14 protein-coding genes are annotated in these 17,093 nt (G+C 67.7%); 4 read left to right on the top strand and 10 right to left on the bottom strand.

Annotation, left to right across the window (positions count from 1 at the left end):
* Positions 1-344 precede the first annotated feature (344 nt).
* The 3 genes from BCEP18194_RS29400 to BCEP18194_RS29390 all read left to right on the top strand — a co-directional run bounded on the left by BCEP18194_RS29400 (position 345) and on the right by BCEP18194_RS29390 (position 4,047).
* A complete protein-coding gene (locus tag BCEP18194_RS29400; RefSeq protein ID WP_011354928.1) occupies positions 345-2,282 on the top strand; it encodes a sensor histidine kinase in 1,938 nt (645 codons plus the stop codon).
* 160 nt (positions 2,283-2,442) lie between these two features.
* The gene (locus BCEP18194_RS29395) at positions 2,443-3,099 is read left to right on the top strand and encodes a VC0807 family protein (protein ID WP_041493551.1); all 657 of its coding nucleotides are present in this window, start codon (positions 2,443-2,445) and stop codon (positions 3,097-3,099) included.
* Between the two features lie 81 nt (positions 3,100-3,180).
* Positions 3,181-4,047: a CPBP family intramembrane glutamic endopeptidase gene (locus BCEP18194_RS29390; protein ID WP_011354926.1), complete on the top strand. Its 867-nt coding sequence runs from the start codon at positions 3,181-3,183 to the stop codon at positions 4,045-4,047.
* 20 nt (positions 4,048-4,067) lie between these two features.
* On the opposite strand, the gene BCEP18194_RS29385 is transcribed toward BCEP18194_RS29390, so the two are convergent.
* The 5 genes from BCEP18194_RS29385 to BCEP18194_RS29365 all read right to left on the bottom strand — a co-directional run bounded on the left by BCEP18194_RS29385 (position 4,068) and on the right by BCEP18194_RS29365 (position 9,852).
* Positions 4,068-5,048 (bottom strand): aldo/keto reductase, encoded by a 981-nt coding sequence (locus BCEP18194_RS29385; protein ID WP_011354925.1) that lies wholly within the window; start codon positions 5,046-5,048, stop codon positions 4,068-4,070.
* A gap of 194 nt (positions 5,049-5,242) precedes the next feature.
* On the bottom strand, positions 5,243-5,914 hold the full coding sequence (locus BCEP18194_RS29380; RefSeq protein WP_011354924.1) for a MarC family protein: 672 nt from the start codon (positions 5,912-5,914) through the stop codon (positions 5,243-5,245).
* A 160-nt stretch (positions 5,915-6,074) separates the two neighbouring features.
* Positions 6,075-6,875, bottom strand: a complete 801-nt coding sequence (locus BCEP18194_RS29375) for an enoyl-CoA hydratase-related protein (RefSeq protein ID WP_011354923.1) — start codon at positions 6,873-6,875, stop codon at positions 6,075-6,077.
* 38 nt (positions 6,876-6,913) lie between these two features.
* Positions 6,914-8,236, bottom strand: a complete 1,323-nt coding sequence (gene paaK / locus BCEP18194_RS29370; RefSeq protein WP_011354922.1) for a phenylacetate--CoA ligase PaaK — start codon at positions 8,234-8,236, stop codon at positions 6,914-6,916.
* Between the two features lie 59 nt (positions 8,237-8,295).
* On the bottom strand, positions 8,296-9,852 hold the full coding sequence (locus BCEP18194_RS29365; protein WP_011354921.1) for a 3-hydroxyacyl-CoA dehydrogenase: 1,557 nt from the start codon (positions 9,850-9,852) through the stop codon (positions 8,296-8,298).
* 550 nt (positions 9,853-10,402) lie between these two features.
* Here BCEP18194_RS29365 and BCEP18194_RS29360 point away from each other — a divergent pair.
* Positions 10,403-11,491, top strand: a complete 1,089-nt coding sequence (locus tag BCEP18194_RS29360) for a calcium:proton antiporter (protein ID WP_011354920.1) — start codon at positions 10,403-10,405, stop codon at positions 11,489-11,491.
* 94 nt (positions 11,492-11,585) lie between these two features.
* On the opposite strand, the gene BCEP18194_RS29355 is transcribed toward BCEP18194_RS29360, so the two are convergent.
* From BCEP18194_RS29355 to BCEP18194_RS29335, 5 genes are all read right to left on the bottom strand, one after another.
* Entirely contained in the window at positions 11,586-12,719 is a 1,134-nt protein-coding gene (locus BCEP18194_RS29355; RefSeq protein WP_011354919.1) for a transporter substrate-binding and LysM peptidoglycan-binding domain-containing protein, read from the bottom strand.
* 20 nt (positions 12,720-12,739) lie between these two features.
* A complete protein-coding gene (locus tag BCEP18194_RS29350) occupies positions 12,740-13,513 on the bottom strand; it encodes a hypothetical protein (protein ID WP_011354918.1) in 774 nt (257 codons plus the stop codon).
* Positions 13,514-14,182: 669 nt separating this feature from the next.
* Positions 14,183-15,007, bottom strand: a complete 825-nt coding sequence (locus tag BCEP18194_RS29345; protein WP_011354917.1) for an amidohydrolase family protein — start codon at positions 15,005-15,007, stop codon at positions 14,183-14,185.
* Positions 15,004-16,026, bottom strand: coding sequence for a hydroxyacid dehydrogenase (locus BCEP18194_RS29340; RefSeq protein WP_011354916.1), 1,023 nt, complete (start codon positions 16,024-16,026; stop codon positions 15,004-15,006). Before BCEP18194_RS29340 ends, BCEP18194_RS29345 begins: the two co-directional genes overlap by 4 nt.
* Positions 16,023-17,093 carry a LacI family DNA-binding transcriptional regulator gene (locus tag BCEP18194_RS29335; protein WP_011354915.1) on the bottom strand — a complete coding sequence of 357 codons (1,071 nt, stop codon included), beginning with the start codon at positions 17,091-17,093 and terminating at the stop codon, positions 16,023-16,025. The genes BCEP18194_RS29340 and BCEP18194_RS29335 overlap by 4 nt, the downstream gene beginning before the upstream one ends.

Genomic DNA, 17,093 nt, shown 5'->3' with positions numbered 1-17,093 from the left:
CAACGCCTCCTCCTTGCCGCCGTCGTCCGTCGCGAACTCAATGCCGCGTACCGGTCGATCACGACGCTCAAAAACATTCGCAATCCAAACCATCCGTCGTAACGCACCACCGACCGGATACGCGATCAGGGTTTCTCCGGATCAAGCGCGATTCGTCCGCTGTCGACAGGACACTGACGCAAGGTGATCCTGTGCAAGGCAAGGCACGATCCGGCCTCCCTGCCAGGATCGTTGTCGCTCCCCTTGAAGGCGCCCCCCGCGCCCCCACAAAACCTTACGGTGTCATGGCGCCGACAGGCCGAGAATACGGGCCCACCCGGGATAGCTTGCAAACATGGTGTGTCATGAATCGTTCATTCTCGTTTAGCCGGGAACGCGCATATAACATTCGATCGCTGACGATCCAGCAGAAGACCCATATCGGCTTCGCACTCGTCACCACGCTGCTGGCCTTGCTGTGCGGCACGATCATCTGGGGGAGTCTCCGGCAATACCGGCAGGAGAACGCCGACCTGCAGAGCTTCGAATTCGTCCGTGGCGCGATGAGCGCCGCCAACGTGATCTCGGCCGAACGCGGCCCGACGAACGACCTGCTGGTGCGCCTGCAGGACGACGGTGCCAGCGAGGTCCGCAAGCTGCTCGCCGCGCGCGTGCGCTCCGACCAGGCGCTCGAACGTTTCCGCGCCGGCATCGTGCAGGCGACCGTGCTCGACGATCGCGAACGCAGCAACCTGCTGCATGCACTCGACTCGGTCCGGATCACACTTGCCGATGCGCGTACGGAAGTCGACGCACTCGACGCGCGGCCGCTCGCGACCCGCAGCGTTCACGATATCCAGCACGCGCAGGCACGCCTGTTCCGGATCGTCGACACGCTGTCGCTGCTGATCGACGGTGCAATGACCGACACCGCGATGCGCGACCCGCGCACGTCGGGTGCGATCCTGCTCGCGCGGCTCCTCGGCGATCTCCGCGAATACGCGGGCCGCACGGGCTCGCTGCTCATCGCGCCGATGTTCGCGCGGCAGGCGCTCGATCGCACGCAGTTCGCGGACATCATGCGGATACGCGGCCGCATCGAGCAATTGCGCGCGCTGATCGACGGTTCAATCGGCGCGCAGCTCGACGACCCAGACGTGGCACGCGAATACGCGGAGCTCAACGGGGCCTTCGATGCGCACATCCTGCCGCTCGTCGACGCGACCGTCGCCAGCGGCAAGAACGGCGCCTATGCGATGAGCGCGGCCGACTTTTCCCGCGCGATCGTCCCGCATTTCCGGTCGAGCGAGCTGCTGCGCGATCGCGTGATCGACCTTGCGCGGCGTCGCGCGATCGGCGACCGGCACACCGCCCGGATCAAGGTCGCGTTGTCGGCGTTCGCCACGACGCTGTGCATCGCGATCCTCGCCTCGCTCGCGCGCGGCATGCAGCGGCTGCTGTCGAAGCCGCTCGATGCGCTCGGCCACCGGATCGTCGCGCTCAGCGATGGCGATACGTCGCACGTGGCGATGCCGCGCGGCATCGGGCCCGAGATCACGCGGATCCACGACGCGCTGGAAACGTTGCGCAACGCGACCATCCGCCGCGACATGCTCGAGCGGCAGCGCAACGACATGCTGACGCTGTTCTCGCACGACATGCGCGCCCCGCTGACGTCGCTGATCATCCTGATCGACACGCATGCGCGACGGGTGGGCGAGGCGCAGATGAAGCAGCAGTTCGCGAGAATCGGCAAGCTGGCGCGGCACACGCTGGCGATGGCCGACGGTTTCGCGCAGCTCTCGCGTGCGGAGGCCAGCGATTACGAACGTGTGCCGGTCAACCTCGCCGACCTGATGAACGAGGCACGCGACGCGGTGTGGCCGCTCGCGCACCGGAAATCCATGTCGATCGACGACGTGCCGCGGCGCGACGACGCGATCGTGCTGGGCGACCCGGCGCTGCTGTCGCGCGCGCTGATCAACCTGCTGGACAACGCCATCAAGTACAGCGCATCGCTGACGAGCGTCGAATGCAAAGTCGAGCCCGGTGCCGACGGCAAGACCGTGCGCTGCACGATCCGCGACAGCGGGTGCGGGATCGGCAGCGCCGACCAGACGCGGCTGTTCGAGCGCTACCGGCGCTTTCACACCGCCGGCCAGCCGGAAACCAGCGGCGTCGGGCTCGGCATGGCGTTCGTCAAGGCTGTCGTCGAACGGCACGAAGGCACGATCCACGTGCACAGCGTGGTGCTGCAAGGCACCACGGTCACGATCACGCTGCCGGCCGCGGCGCTGCCGTGACGATGGCACCGGCGGCGCCAGCGGCACCAGTGGCAAGCGGCCAAGGCGGCACCGCAGCCCCGCCCGATTCTTCGATATACTGGACCGAACCCTTTTCGGGGCAACCGCGGGCCACCACGCCCTTTGCACGTTCGCCCCAACCTGCGTGGAATTGCTCACCGTGAAACCGCGAGCCGGACTGATTCTCGAACTCTTCGTCAACCTGGTGCTGCCCTGGGTTGCCTACCGGGCCGCGCAGCCGTATTTCGGCGAAACCGGTGCGCTGTATGCGTCGGCGGTCCCGCCGATCATCTGGTCGATCGTCGAATTCATCCGCTCGCGCCGTGTCGACGCGGTGGCGGCCATCGTGCTGCTCGGCATCGCGCTGTCGATCATCGGGATGGCGCTCGGCGGCAGCCCGCGCACGCTGCTGATGCGCGAATCGCTCGCGTCGGGCACGATCGGCGTCGTGTTCCTGCTGTCGCTGTTCCGCGAACGCCCGCTGATCTTCTATCTCGCCCGCGCCACCATAGCCCGTGAGATGGATGGCGGCGCCGCGCATTTCGAAGCCGTCTGGAACGCCCAGCCGGGGCTGCGGCGGATGCTCCGGCGAATGACGTTCGTGTGGGGCGCGTTCATGACGCTGGAAATGCTGCTGCGCCTCTGGATGGTCGTGACCTGGCCGGTCGAACGCGTGCTGGTCGTGTCGCCGGTCATGGGCTACACGGTGTTCGGCTGTCTACTGCTGTGGACATTCTGGTACCGGCGGCGGATGCGCGAGCGTAACAGCGTCCACATTCCGGGCCGCGACGGCGTCACCGAAACCGCCGGCCGCTGAGCACTGACGGTTCGCCGCCGGGATCGCAAGACGGCTGCTGTATGATGCGCGGCGTCTCGTCCGACGAATGCCGTTCCTGTCATGTCCCTTTCACTCCTTCCGTCCGCCACGATCTGGCTTGCCCTGTTTGCGGCCGCCGCATTCGCGTGGCATCGCCCGCAGCACGGCCTGAGCGTCGGCCTCGCCGCGCTCGGCTACGCGTGCGCGCTGGCGTTCGGCAAGCTCGCGCCACTTGCGCTGGCGCCGCTCGCGTTGCTGGCCGCGGCCGCCTGGGGCGTGATGCCCGAACGCCCGCGCGCAGTGCGCATCGCCGCGCACGTCGTCTTTGCCGCGGTCGCGATCGCGCTCAGCCTGCACCTGATTCCCGGCTTCCACAATCCGCGCGCGATCGGCCCGACGCGCTTCACGCCGGATGCCGTGCCGTTCACGATGTACCTGAATCTGGACAAGCCGCTCGTCGGCCTGTGGCTGGTGTGGGTGCTGCCGTGGGTCGCTCCCGACATCCCGCTGTCTCGTGCGCTGCGCACCGGCGCGGTGGCGGCCGTCGCAACGGCGGCCGCGTGCCTGGCCGGCGCGCTCGCGTTCGGGATGGTCGGCTGGGCGCCCAAATGGCCGCCGTCGGGCTGGCTGTGGCTCGTAAACAACGTGCTGATCGTGACGCTCGCCGAGGAAGCGCTGTTCCGCGGCTACGTGCAGGGCGGGCTGACGCGCGCACTGCGCGCGTTCGCATGGGGGCCGTGGGCCGCGCTTGCGATCGGCGCGGTGCTGTTCGGCGCCGCGCATGCGGCCGGCGGCTGGCAATGGATCGTGCTCGGCACGGTGGCCGGCGTCGGCTACGGCCTCGCCTGGCGGCGCGGCGGCCTGCTCGCGTCCGCGCTCGCGCATGCGGGGCTGAACGTCGTCCACTTCGGCCTGTTCACCTACCCGATGCTCGACGCCGCGCGCTGACGGCCGCGCGGCGCCGCCGCTCAGTTGATCCCGGCGACCGCGTGCGGCACGTACGGGCGTTCGAGCGTGGCGATCTCGTCGTCGGTCAGTTTCAGTTCGAGCGCGGCCAGTGCATCGTCCAGTTGCTGCGGCTTCGAAATGCCGACGATCGGCGCGGTGACCCCGCGCTTCTGCGCGACCCAGGCGAGCGCGACCTGCGCACGCGGCACGTTGCGGGCGGCCGCGATCGTCGCAACGGCGTCGACGACCGCCTTGTCCGATTCGACCGTCGCATCGTAGAGCCGCTGGCCGACCGCGTCGCTCTGCTGCCGCTCGGTCGACTCGTCCCAGTTGCGCGTGAGGCGGCCGCGCGCGAGCGGGCTCCACGGAATCACCGCGATCCCTTCGTCTTCGCACAGCGGCAGCATTTCCCGCTCTTCTTCCCGATACAGCAGGTTCAGGTGGTTCTGCATGCTGACGAAGCGGGTCCAGCCGTGCTGCTTCGACGTGTGCAGCGCCTTCGCGAACTGCCACGCGAACATCGACGATGCGCCGATATAGCGCGCCTTGCCGGCCTTCACGACGTCATGCAGCGCCTCGAGCGTCTCCTCGAGCGGCGTGCCGTTGTCCCAGCGGTGAATCTGGTAGAGATCGACATAGTCGGTGCCGAGCCGCTTCAGGCTCTGGTCGATGTCGGTCATGATCGCCTTGCGCGACAGCCCGGCACCGTTCGGCCCCTGCCGCATCCGGTAGAACACCTTGGTCGCGATCACGATCTCGTCGCGATTCGCGAAATCGCGCAGCGCGCGGCCGACGATCTCTTCCGACGTGCCGTCCGAATACATGTTCGCGGTATCGAAGAAGTTGATGCCGGCTTCGACCGCCCGCTGGATGATCGGGCGACTCTCCGCTTCCGGCAGCGTCCACGGATGCGTGCCGCGTGACGGTTCGCCGAACGTCATGCAGCCCAGCACCAGCTTGGACACTTCCAGCCCTGTCGATCCGAATTTCACGTAATCCATTGCACGCCTCGCCATTGAAGTTGAGCTGACGGCCGGATGCGCGCCGCGCATCCGCCGGACCGTCGCATGGTATCCCGGGCGGCAAAAATGCGTGCGGCATCGCCGCAGCGTACGAAGGGGGCGCGCGTCAGCGCGAGGTCGTGCGGGGCGCCGGCTGCGCAGCACGTGCGCAGCAGCGCCAGCCGCTTACCGGCTTACTTGGCCTGGTCGGCGATCGGCTGCAGGAACGCGGAAAAGCCGGTCAGCATGATCTGCACGCCGATGCACAGCAGCAGGAATGCCGACACGCGCTTCGCGACCTTGGTGCCTTCGCTGCCGAGGTAGCGCGACAGCAGCGCGGAGCGGCTGTAGACCTGCCAGATCACGATCGCCACCAGCACGGAGACGGCGATCGACACGATGCTCGACAGCATGAATTCCGACAGCTTGTGCGTGCGGTTCGCGTTCAGCGCGATCGCGGTCGCGATCGAGCCCGGGCCGACCGTCAGCGGCATGGTCAACGGGAAGAACGCGCGCGTCATGATCGCGTTCGCGTCGATCGGCTTGACCGGCGTGTCGCCGCCGCCCGGGCCGTCGGGTTCGTTCAGCATCTGCCAGCCCGCGACGGCGACCGCGAAGCCGCCGCCGATCCGCAGCGCTTCCATCGAAATCCCGAAGAAGTGCAGCACCGGCGTGCCGGCGAAGAACGCGACCATCAGCACGATGAACGCGTTGAACGCGACCTTCCTCGCGAGCAGATCGCGTTCTTGCTCGGTCAGCGCCTCGGTCCGTTCGAGAAACAGGAACGCGATGCCGATCGGGTTGATGATGCCGATCAGGCCGGTGAAGCCGAACAGGATCTCGGAGATAAGGCGGTTGACGATCATCGGATGAAGAATCGGTCGGGGCTGGGCCGGCAGCGCGCCGGAGGTCACGCATTGTAGAGCAAGCGCCCGCGCCCGCGCCGCAAAATTCGGCCGGGCCCGCTGTGCCGCCGATCGCCGCCGTTTCCCCTTGGTTTCCCCGCGGTTTCCCTGCGGTTTCCCCTTACTCGGCGCTCGCCTCCCATGCCGGCGGCCGCTTCGCGAAGAACGCAGTGAAGCCCTCCTTCGCTTCCGGCGTCGCCCGCACGCGGGAGATCGTCTGCGCGGTGAACGCCGCGCGCTCGTCCGACGGCGGATACTCGCCGATCGCATCGAAGAAGCGCTTGATCTCCATCAGCGCGTTCGGGCCATTGCGGCCGAGTTCGGCAAGCGTCTTGTCGAGTGCTTCGTCGAGCGAATCGAGCGGCACGGCCTGGTGGATCAGGCCGATCGCGACCGCTTCGCCCGCGGCGAGCTGGGTCGCCGTCAGCGCGAGCCGGCGCGCCTGGCGCTGGCCGACCGCCTCGACCAGGTACGGGCCGATCACGGCCGGCAGGATCCCGAAGCGTGCCTCGCTGACCGAGAAGCGCGCGTGATCGCTTGCGATCACGATGTCGCACGCCGCGCACAGGCCGACGCCGCCGCCGAACGCATGGCCCTGCACGCGCGCCACCGTCGGTTTCGGGCATTGCCGGATCGCGCGCATCATCGCGGCGAACCGCTCCGCATCGCGCAGGTTCGCGGCCGCGTCGTTCGCACTCGCGCGCTGCATCCACTGCAGGTCGGCACCGGCGCAGAACGCGCGGCCCTCCGAACGCAGCACGATCGCGCGCACGTCGTCGCGCTGGCCGAGCGTGGTGAACGCGTCGGTCAGTTCGGCGATCATTGTCTCGTCGAACGCGTTGAGCACGTCGCCACGCTGCAGCGCGACGGTTGCGATGCCGCGCGCATCGACCGTGACGGCCAGGGTCTTCAATCCATCCATCGAACAGGTTTCCTCGGGTAGAACCGCAAACAGGGGAATTACGCAGCCTGGCGGCGGTCGATCACGCGCCGGGCCTTGCCGGTCGCGGTCGCGGGAATGCCGCCCGCCGCCAGCACCGTCACGCCGGACGACACGCCGACCATCGTCTTGATCCGGTGCTGCAGCTCGCGCGCGAGCGCCGCGCGATCGCTGTCGCTGACGGACGCGGCCGCTTCGGAGCGCAGCTCGACCGCGAGATCGAGCCGGTCCATGTGACCGTCGCGCGACAGCGTGATCTGGAACTGGCCCGACAACTGCGGCAGCGCGACGACGATCTCCTCGATCTGGCTCGGGAACACGTTCACGCCGCGCACGATCAGCATGTCGTCGGAGCGGCCCGTGATCTTCGCGAGACGGCGCATCGCGCGCGCAGTCGGCGGCAGCAGCGCGGTGAGGTCTCGCGTGCGGTAGCGGATCACCGGCATCGCTTCCTTCGTCAGCGACGTGAACACGAGCTCGCCCTGGCTGCCGTCGGGCAACACTTCGCCCGTGACCGGATCGATGATCTCCGGGTAGAAGTGGTCTTCCCAGATCACCGGGCCGTCTTTCGTCTCCACGCATTCGCACGCGACGCCCGGGCCCATCACTTCCGACAGCCCGTAGATGTCGAGCGCGTCGATGCCCACGCGCGTCTCGACTTCCTCGCGCAACGCCTGCGTCCACGGCTCCGCGCCGAAGATGCCGATCTTCAGCGACGACTCGGCCGGATCCATCCCCTGCCGCACCATCTCGTCGATCAGGTTCAGCATGTACGACGGCGTGACGAGGATGATCTTCGGCTCGAAATCGCGGATCAGCTGCACCTGCTTCTCGGTCTGCCCGCCCGACATCGGCACGACCATGCAACCGAGCCGCTCCGCGCCGTAATGAATCCCGAGGCCGCCGGTGAAGAGCCCGTAGCCGAACGCGTTGTGCAGCGTGTCGCCGGGGCGGCCGCCGGCCGCACGGATCGAGCGCGCGGTCACGTTCGCCCACGTATCGATGTCGCGCGCGGTGTAGCCGACCACCGTCGGCTTGCCCGTCGTGCCGCTCGACGCGTGCACGCGCACGACCTGCTCGCGCGGCACCGCGAACAGCCCGAACGGATAGTTGTCGCGCAAGTCGTTCTTGGTCGAGAACGGGAATTTCGCGAGATCGGCGAGCGACTTCAGGTCGTCCGGATGCACGCCCGCCGCATCGAACGTGCGGCGATAGTGCGGGACGTTGTCGTATGCGTGGCGCAGCGACCACTTGAGGCGCTCGAGCTGCAGCGCCTGAAGTTCGTCACGGCTGGCGGTCTCGATCGGCTCGAGGGCGGCGGCGGGATGCGTCGGGTGAGTCATCGGGGTGCTCCTCCAATGGAGTGATGTCGTTATCGTGTTCGAAGTAACGGGGGCGACGGCTACGAGCGAAACGTGCGGCCGGCCGCATGCAGCGCGGCGATGAGCGGCGACACGCGATAGCGGTCCTCGCCGTAGCTCGCCGCCAGGTTCGACAGCACGCGATGCACGCGGCCGATGCCGATCGCATCGGCCCACGCGAGCGGGCCGCACGGGTAGTTCACGCCCTTCTCCATCGCCAGATCGAGATCGGCGGGCGAGCACACGCCTTGGTTCACCGTGTCGGCCGCCTCGTTCGCGAGCATCGCGACGGTGCGCATCGCGACCATGCCCGGCACGTCCGCGACGCCGACGACGCGGAAGCCCGCCTGCTGGAACTGGCCGACCGCGTCCGCATAGGCCGCATCGCTGCACTGGAGCGCGCGCGTCAGCGCAACGAGCCCGGCCTGTGCGTAATCGCGTGCAAGGTCGACCAGCACGAGATCGGCGACGCCCGTCTGCGCGGCACGCGCGGTCGCGGTGCGGCCGTCGGTCAGCGCGATCGATGCACGGCCGGCCGTCGCGAGCAGGTCGTCGGCATGCGCGCCGGCCTGCCGGGCGCCCGGAATACGTTCGGCGAAGCGCGCATGCAGCGCGGCGGCCGGACCGTCCTCCACAAACAGGGCGACGTCGGCCGGCGCATCGCGCGGCGCTTCGAGCTCGGGCGCGGGCGGCGTCGCGCCATCCGCATACGAATAGAAGCCGCGACCCGACTTGCGCCCGAGGAAGCCCGCGTTCACGAGCTCCTGCTGGATCAGCGACGGCGTGTAGCGCGGATCGTTGAAGTACGCGCGGAACACCGATTCGGTCACCGCGAAGTTCACGTCGTGGCCGATCAGGTCCATCAGCTCGAACGGCCCCATCCGGAAGCCGCCGGCCTCGCGCATTACCGCGTCGATCGATGCCGGCGCGCCGCCCTGCTCGTTCAGCACGCGCAGCGCCTCCGCGTAATACGGCCGCGCGACGCGGTTCACGATGAAGCCCGGCGTCGATTTCGCCATCACGGGCCGCTTGCCCCATGCGGCGGCGGTGGCATATAGCACCTGCGCGACCTCGGGCGCGGTCGCGAGCCCGCTCACCACCTCGACGAGCGCCATCAGCGGCGCCGGGTTGAAGAAATGCAGGCCGGCGACGCGCTGCGGCACGCGCAGCCCGGCCGCGATCGACGTGATCGAGATCGACGACGTGTTGGTGGCCAGCAGGCACGCGTCGTCGACATGGCGCTCAAGGGTCGCGAAGATCTCGCGCTTCACGTCGAGCCGCTCGGCCGCCGCCTCGACGATCAGTGCGGCGCCCGCGAAATCGGCCAGTTCACGCACCGCGCGAATCCGGGCGCCGGCCGCATCGGCCTGGGCCGGTTCGAGCCGGCCCTTCTCCGCGAGCCGCGCGAACTGCGCGCGGATGCCGGCCAGCGCCTTGTCGCAGGCGGCTTCGTTCAGGTCGTACAGCAGCACCGTATGGCCGGCCGCCGCCGCGACCTGCGCAATGCCCGCGCCCATCGCGCCGGCACCGATCACGCCGACGACGACCGACGGCGCCAGCGCGCCCGAGTTCACCGAATGTGCAGAAGAAACAGCCATCGCTTGCGATCCGTCATGAAGTGGAAGTGCGAGCGATTATAAACCGACCGGTCGGTATATTTATGTCAGGGCGAGCCCGAATTTGTCGTGCAAGAGACCGTTACGGAAACTGCAAAGACAAAAAAATTGAAAGGTCGGGGCACTTTTTGTAAACCGAAAGGTCAATGAAAGCGTTCGAATATGAGATAGTGACCCCCGAACGCCTGATAAAATTCGACAAACCGCCGGATTTCAGGGGGAAACCGCGTGTCACGCTGCCACCGCCGTCCATCGCCGGCCGCCCTTCCGGGGTCGGAACCGAGCCTCCGGCCCGAGCGTCGTCACACGTGCTCGCCTCGCCGTCCGCGGCCAGCCGCATCGAACCGTTTCATCCAGCGACGGGCTTCGGCCCGCCCGCGCCCCTCGCTGCCTCACGGCGGCGAATCCAGGGCAGCACCGTTGCGTGCCGCCCCCTTTCGGTTCCATCATCCTCGTTCGGCGGATAGTACGGCCGGGCTTCGTCAACCCGTGACGGCGCGTCGCGCGCCGCCACTCGCATAAGGAAACCCCCATGCCGCTCTCGTCCAACCAGCTCCCGCGCTGGACCCTCGTGGCCCCGCTTGCCGCATGGCTGGTCCTCGCGCTGTCGCGCGTCGTGCCGGCCGAAGGCCTCCTCATCGCGGTGTTCGCCGCCGCACTCGCCGGCGCCGTGTTCGCCGCCGTCCACCATGCCGAAGTCGTCGCGCACCGCGTCGGCGAGCCGTTCGGCACGCTCGTGCTCGCGGTCGCCGTGACCGTCATCGAAGTCGCGCTGATCGTGTCGGTGATGCTCGGCGCGGGCCCGGAGAAATCGGGCCTCGCGCGCGACACCGTGTTCGCCGCCGTGATGATCATCTGCAACGGCATCGTCGGTATCTGCCTGCTGGTCGGCGCGTGGAAGCACGGCGAACAGGACTTCCAGGGCCGTGGCGCCAGCAAGGCGCTCGCGGTACTGGCGTCGCTGTCGGTGCTGTCGCTCGTGATGCCGAACTACCTGAACGCCGCACCGGGCCCGTTCTTCTCGAAATCGCAGCTCGCGTTCGCCGGCGTGTCGTCGCTCGTGCTGTACGGCGCATTCGTGTTCGTGCAGACCGTGCGCCATCGCGACTACTTCCTCGCCGCGCACGACAGCGCGAACGAGGCGGTGCACGCGGCGGCGCCGAGCAACCGCACTGCGCTGATCCGCCTGGTGCTGCTGTTCGTGAGTCTCATCTCGGTCGTGCTGCTCGCGAAGCTGCTGTCACCGGCCGTCGAGCATGCGGTGATGAAGCTCGGTGCGCCCGAGGCCGCGGTCGGTATCGTGATCGCCGCGCTCGTGCTGCTGCCGGAAGCGCTCGCGGCCGTTACCGCCGCGCGCGCGAATCGCCTGCAGACCAGCATGAACCTCGCGCTCGGTTCGGCGCTCGCGAGTATCGGGCTCACGATCCCGACCGTCGCGGCCGTGTTCATCTGGGTCGGCCAGCCGCTCACGCTCGGCATCGGTCCGATGGAAACCGTGCTGCTGGCGCTCACCCTGCTGGTCAGCACGCTGACGCTCAGCCAGGGGCGCACGACGGTGCTGCACGGCGTCGTGCACCTGTCGCTGTTCGCCGCTTACCTGTTCCTGTCGATCACGCACTGACGCAAAAAAGCGCACGGCCCGGCGAATCACCTCCGCCGGGCCGTGCGCAGTCTTTCACGTCGCTTCAACTTCCTTCGTTCACGTCACGCCGCCGTTACCGCACCGGAATCACGAGGTGCTGGCCCGCCAGGATCAGGTTCGGATTGGCGAGGTTGTTCCGGCGTTGAATCTCGCGATAACGCTGGCCGCTGCCGAGCTTGCTCGCCGCGATCATGTTCAGCGTGTCGCCCGCCTTCACCACATACGTGTGTTCGCCCGACGCGGCCGCAGTCGTCACCGCCTGGTCGCTGACGAAGTACTTGCGCAGCAGGTCGAGATACTGCGGCGACTGCTTGAGCTTCGCGATCGCGGCATTCAGGTAGATCAGCAGATCCTGGTCGTCCGCGCGCACGCCGATCTTGTACGCGATGTTCGAGCCGTCGAGCTTGGTCACCGCGAACTTCAGGTCGGTGTCCTTGATCGAGCTGACCGCGAACGGATAGTCGTAGATGAACGCGTCGACCGTATGACCGTCGATGCTCTTCGCGATGAACGCCGGATCGGAATCGTCGACCTCGACGAACTTCACGTTCGGATACTGGCGCGTGACGAACGCGCGCACGTCCGGGTCGCCCTTCAGGATGCCGACCGTCTTGCCCGCGAGATCGTCGGTCGAGCGGATCGCGGAGCCTTGCCGCACGATCAGCGAGTAGCCGAAATCGTCGACGTACGGCACCGAATAGACCACACCCGACGGCGTGTTGTCCGGGAACGTCAGCCCGTCCATCGCCACGTCGACCACGTGGTTCCCCTTCGCGTCCGTATCGAGCAGCTGCTTCGGCACGCCCGGATAGGTGTCGACCTCGTGACGCGTATCGACGGCCACCGGCTTGCCGCCGTGCGAGAACGACGGATCCGCGAACAGCAGCCGCGCGAACTCGACGTTGAAGCCGTGCGGCGCGCCCTTGTCCTCGCCGAAGAACGGTTCGCTCGGGTTCTGCACGGAGATCCGCACGATGCCGTTTTCGGCAATCGATTTCAGCGTGCTGGCCTGCGGCGTGAAGCCGGCCGGCAGTACGTTGGACGACGGCGATGTCTGCGCGGACTGCCCGGTGTCGCCACTTTGCGCGGACGTCGAGCCCGGGGCCGCGTCATGCGCGGGAATCAGCGTCGACAGGCCGCCCTGATGCACGATCCATACGCCGACGAGCACGACCAGGAATGCGATGGCGCCAAGAAGTTTTTTCATGGTTGCGAGCCTGCAGGAAGTTATTGTTGTTTCGACGGCAGTTGCGCGGGGTTCGTCGCATCGAGCCCGGGCGCGTGCGGCGCGTTCATCACCGCCTGCTGCTGCGCCTGCTTGACCTCGGGGTTATCCATCAGCGACGTCTCCATTTCGGAGAACGCCTTGTTGACCGAACGCATCACCGAATCGACGGCCACGTCGGTCTTGATCTGCTCGAACGTATCGGACGCCTGCTTGCCCGCGAGCTTGTTCATCTGCTGCGCGGCCTGCGACATGTCCCACATCGCCTTCGCGCGGTCGATCGCCGATGCGAAGTTCTTCAGTTCGGCCTGCACCTGCTTGTAACGCCCCTCGCGAAACGACAGCAACTGCTTCATCGTGTCGAGCTGCTGCCGGAAGCGTGGCGCGTCGTCCGGATACTGCTTCTCGAACAGTTCCGTCTTGCTTTCGAAGTTCTTCACCTCGGTGCGGAATGCGGTGATGCTGTCCGCGAACTTCTGGGCCGCCTGGCGCTTTTCCGCGAGCTGGTTGATCAGCGTCTCGATCGGATTGGCCTGCGCCTCCTGGACGATCATCTTCACCTTCTGGTTCGCGAACTTCATTGCAACGACCGGCGCGAAATAGATCGCGCCGAGGCCGATCACGCCCGCCGTGACCAGCGCGATCACCCCTTTCAGGATGAACAGCGCCGCCGGTGCCGCGATCGCGACGCCGGCGACGATGATCGCCCACTTGATCAGCTTGACCTTGCCACTCCCCGAACTGCCGTTTGCTTCTTCATTCGAAAGCTGCGACATGAGTTTTTCTCCTTGAACCTCGAACCGAACTGCTTGCGTTAGCTTTTTTTCAAGCTCAATCAAAATGCTTCGGACTTCGGTGCCGCCAGGCAATCAGGCAAGCCGGCGGCGCAATGCAAGGATGGGCGCGACGGACGTCACGAGACGCCGGTGTAGGCGCCGTTCAGGATGCGGTGATGGGGAGCGACAGACGGCGCTGCGATGCGGCGCGCCGGACGGGCGCCGTTCGTCGCCGCGGCGCTCGCGCGGACGGGAAAGTGTACCGATGCACGGTACGAAACGGGATGACGGATACGTGACGCGACAGGCGTCGGGTGAAGCGTTGTTCCGGCGGGCCGACAATCGCGGGGCCGGTATTCCGGTACGAGTGCGTAAAGGCTCATCGTTGTTCTTTTGCGTATCGCGGGTGCAGGAACCGCGCGGCCGGCGCGTCCCGCTCCAAATGCACGGACGTATCCTGCGCCGACCGGCATGCAGCGTCAAGCAGTTGTCGCAGTGCAGCGAAGTGCTGCGTTCCTCCGTTGGAACATCCTCGGCGACTCAGCTTTCAGCACGGTAAGGATTCGCAGGACTGCGACCTGTCGTGCTCGGTCAGGATTGCTTGGCATCGAATGTGACATGCTTCCGGATTGAAAGCTTGTCACGCTCGGCCTCGTCCTTGCAGCCGACTCAGAATCCGTAAAGTACGGCCGGGTTGTCGACCAGAATCGCGCGGCTCACCGCATCGTCCGCCGTGCAGTCGTCCAGCCAGCCGAGCAGGCGCAGGTCGTCGGGCACCGGCGACGCGTTCGGGTGCGGCCAGTTGCTGCCCCATACGCACCGCGCCGAATGGTGACGCGCCAAAACGGCGGCGAGACGCGCGACATCGTCGTAACCGGGCGCGCCCGAGCGCGACGTCTCGTACGGCGCGGACAGCTTCACCCATGCGTGGCCACGGTCGAGCAGGCGCCGCAGCGCGAGAAACTCGGGCGCATCCGGCGCGACGGGCGTCAGGAACTTGCCCGTGTGATCGATCACGACACGCGCCTGTAGCGCGGACAGCAACGGCACGACCTCGGGCAGCGTGCGGCCGTCGAGCTGCAGGTCGACGTGCCAGCCAAGCGGCGCGATCCGCGCGGCCATCCGCTCCAGTTCGTCCCACCGCGCCAGGCCGCCCGCCAACATCATGAACCGGACGCCGCGCACGCCCGCCGCGTGCAACCGCGCCAGCTCGGCATCCGGCACGTCGACCGGCAACGTCGCGACGCCGCGCGCCTGCTGGCCGAATGCAGCCAGCGCGTCGAGCAGGCAACGGTTGTCGACCCCATAGCCGGTCGGCTGCACGATCACGACGCGGGCAAGGCCGAGCGTCTGCTGCACCCGGCGATACGCATCCACCGGCGCGTGCGGCGGACGGAACGTCGCCGTCGGCGCGAGCGGATAGGCATCGTCATAGATGTGGATGTGGCAATCGCACGCGTGGGCCGGCCGACCGGTGGGCGCGTCGGGTCTCATCGCGCGCCCGGTCCAGCATCTGCCCCTGCCGTGCGCCAGCGCTCCAGACGCGTTGCGTGCGCGGCGTTGACGGCGCCGCGCGGCATGTTTCCGTCGAGCAGTGCGGTGAGCTGATCGACCGTCTCGAGCGCCTGGTGCTCGACCGCGGGCAGCGTCAGGCCACCGACATGCGGCGTCGCGATCACGCGCGGATGGGCGGCGAGCGCGGGCGTCGGCATCTGGTCCGCCGCGCGCCCGACGTCGAGGGCACTGCCCGCGAGCCGGCCGGTGTCGAGCGCCTCGGACAGCGCCTGCTCGTCGACCAGTTCGCCGCGCGAAGCATTGATGAAATACGCGCCCCGCTTCATGGCTGCGAACGCGCCCGCATCGATCAGGTTCGCGGTGGCCGGCGTCGCCGGCGCGAGGCACACGACGAAATCGGCGGCCTGCAACAGCGCCGCGAAGTCGACCTGCTCAAGCATCGGCGCGTCGACGCGCACGTAGGGATCACTGACGAGCACGCGCATCCCGAGCGCCGTCGCAATCGGCGCAAGGTGGCGCGCGATCTGTCCGTAACCGATCAGGCCGAGCGTGCTGCCGCGCAATTCGCGCCCCATCTGCGGCACGGGCGGCATCCCGCGGTGGTAGTCCGATGCATAACGGCCGATACCGCGCGCGAGATCGATCATCGCGCCGATCACCCACTCGGCGACCGCCGGCGCAAAGCCGGGGCTCGCCTGCGTGACCAGCACGCCGAACGCGCTCGCCGCGTCGACATCGACGGTGCGGATATCGACCGCGCAGCGCAGGAACGCCGCCAGTGCGGGTAGCCCGGCGAACAGCGCATGCGGCGCGGGCGTCTGCCGGTACGCGATCATCGCATCGCAACCCTGCGCGGCCGCGACCAGTTCGTCCGTGTCCAGCTCGCGATCGAGCGGGTTGCACGTGACGTCCGCGATCGCCTGTAGCGCGCGCATCGCCTTCGCGCCGAAATAGCGGTCGAGCATCCCCGACGGATGCGTGACGAAGACACGTGTCATGCCGCCCCTCCTTGCGCGTGGTCCGCCGGCGGCGGCGACGCGACCGATGCGCGCTCGATGAGGGTCACCCCGGAGAACACGTGCGACTCGGGCGCCAGTGGCGTGTCGCCGTCCGACCGCATCACGCGCCGCACCATGTCCTCGGCCATCTCGGTAACGGGCAGTTGCACCGTGGTCAGCGCCGGATTCGAAATCGCCGACAGGAAGTGACCGTCCATCCCGACGACCGACACGTCGTCCGGCACGCGCAGGCCGCCGTCACGCAACCCGGCCATCAGGCCAAGCGCGAACAGGTCGTTGACCGCGACGATGCCGGTCGGCCGCGCCGGATCGGCGGCAAGCGCGACGCCCAGCGCGCGCCCCACGTCGACGATCACCGCGTCGCCGTACTCGTTCGCGGGGCCGCCGTCGAGCACCTGTGCGTGGGCCTCGATGCCCGCATCGCGCGCCGTTTCGAGAAAGCCGCGGATCTTGTCGCTGCGGCTCACGGTCATGCCGGCGACCGTCGCGAACGCGAGCCGCCGGTGTCCCGCATCGACGAGGCAACGCGTCGCGAGCCGCGCGGCGGCCTCGTTGTCGGCCGTGACGTGTTCAACCTTCGACAGCTCGCCGGGCGTCGCGCGCCGGTCGTAGCTCACGACCGTCATCCCGCGCTCGGCCGCGCGCTCGAGGTGGCTTTCGTCGGCCAGCGACGAGATCACGATCACGCGCCGCACGCCATGCGCGAACAGGTCGTCGAAGAACGACGCCTCTTTCTTCGCATCGCGATACGTATTGCCGATCAGCACGCGATGACCGTACCGTTCCTGCGCGCAGGCCTCGACTTCGCGCGCGATGTAGCCGTACATCGGGTTCGCCATCGACGGCACCAGCAGCCCGACGAGCGGCGTCTGCCCCGTCTTGAGCTGGCGCGCCAGCGTGCTGGGCCGGTACTGCAGCACTTCCATCGCGGCCTTCACGCGTTCGAGCGTTTCCTGCTTCATCTGGTCGGTGCGGCCGTTGAGCACGTTCGAAACCGTGCTGACCGATACGGCCGCATGACGGGCCACGTCCTGAATCGTACTCAT

Origin of the sequence: Burkholderia lata (genome assembly GCF_000012945.1) — a bacterium.
Classification (GTDB): domain Bacteria; phylum Pseudomonadota; class Gammaproteobacteria; order Burkholderiales; family Burkholderiaceae; genus Burkholderia; species Burkholderia lata.
Note: the sequence above shows the minus strand (reverse complement) of the source record. Positions and strands in the feature narration are given on the sequence as shown.

Bases quoted from the DNA above. Each gene is read 5' to 3' on its own strand.
- BCEP18194_RS29400 (WP_011354928.1), top strand. From the start codon at position 345: ATGAATCGTTCATTCTCGTTTAGCCGGGAACGCGCATATAACATTCGA.
- BCEP18194_RS29390 (WP_011354926.1), top strand. From the start codon at position 3,181: ATGTCCCTTTCACTCCTTCCGTCCGCCACGATCTGGCTTGCCCTGTTT.
- BCEP18194_RS29385 (WP_011354925.1), bottom strand. From the start codon at position 5,048: ATGGATTACGTGAAATTCGGATCGACAGGGCTGGAAGTGTCCAAGCTG.
- BCEP18194_RS29380 (WP_011354924.1), bottom strand. From the start codon at position 5,914: ATGATCGTCAACCGCCTTATCTCCGAGATCCTGTTCGGCTTCACCGGC.
- BCEP18194_RS29375 (WP_011354923.1), bottom strand. From the start codon at position 6,875: ATGGATGGATTGAAGACCCTGGCCGTCACGGTCGATGCGCGCGGCATC.
- paaK (WP_011354922.1), bottom strand. From the start codon at position 8,236: ATGACTCACCCGACGCATCCCGCCGCCGCCCTCGAGCCGATCGAGACC.
- BCEP18194_RS29365 (WP_011354921.1), bottom strand. From the start codon at position 9,852: ATGGCTGTTTCTTCTGCACATTCGGTGAACTCGGGCGCGCTGGCGCCG.
- BCEP18194_RS29360 (WP_011354920.1), top strand. From the start codon at position 10,403: ATGCCGCTCTCGTCCAACCAGCTCCCGCGCTGGACCCTCGTGGCCCCG.
- BCEP18194_RS29355 (WP_011354919.1), bottom strand. From the start codon at position 12,719: ATGAAAAAACTTCTTGGCGCCATCGCATTCCTGGTCGTGCTCGTCGGC.
- BCEP18194_RS29350 (WP_011354918.1), bottom strand. From the start codon at position 13,513: ATGTCGCAGCTTTCGAATGAAGAAGCAAACGGCAGTTCGGGGAGTGGC.
- BCEP18194_RS29345 (WP_011354917.1), bottom strand. From the start codon at position 15,007: ATGAGACCCGACGCGCCCACCGGTCGGCCGGCCCACGCGTGCGATTGC.
- BCEP18194_RS29340 (WP_011354916.1), bottom strand. From the start codon at position 16,026: ATGACACGTGTCTTCGTCACGCATCCGTCGGGGATGCTCGACCGCTAT.
- BCEP18194_RS29335 (WP_011354915.1), bottom strand. From the start codon at position 17,093: ATGAGTACGATTCAGGACGTGGCCCGTCATGCGGCCGTATCGGTCAGC.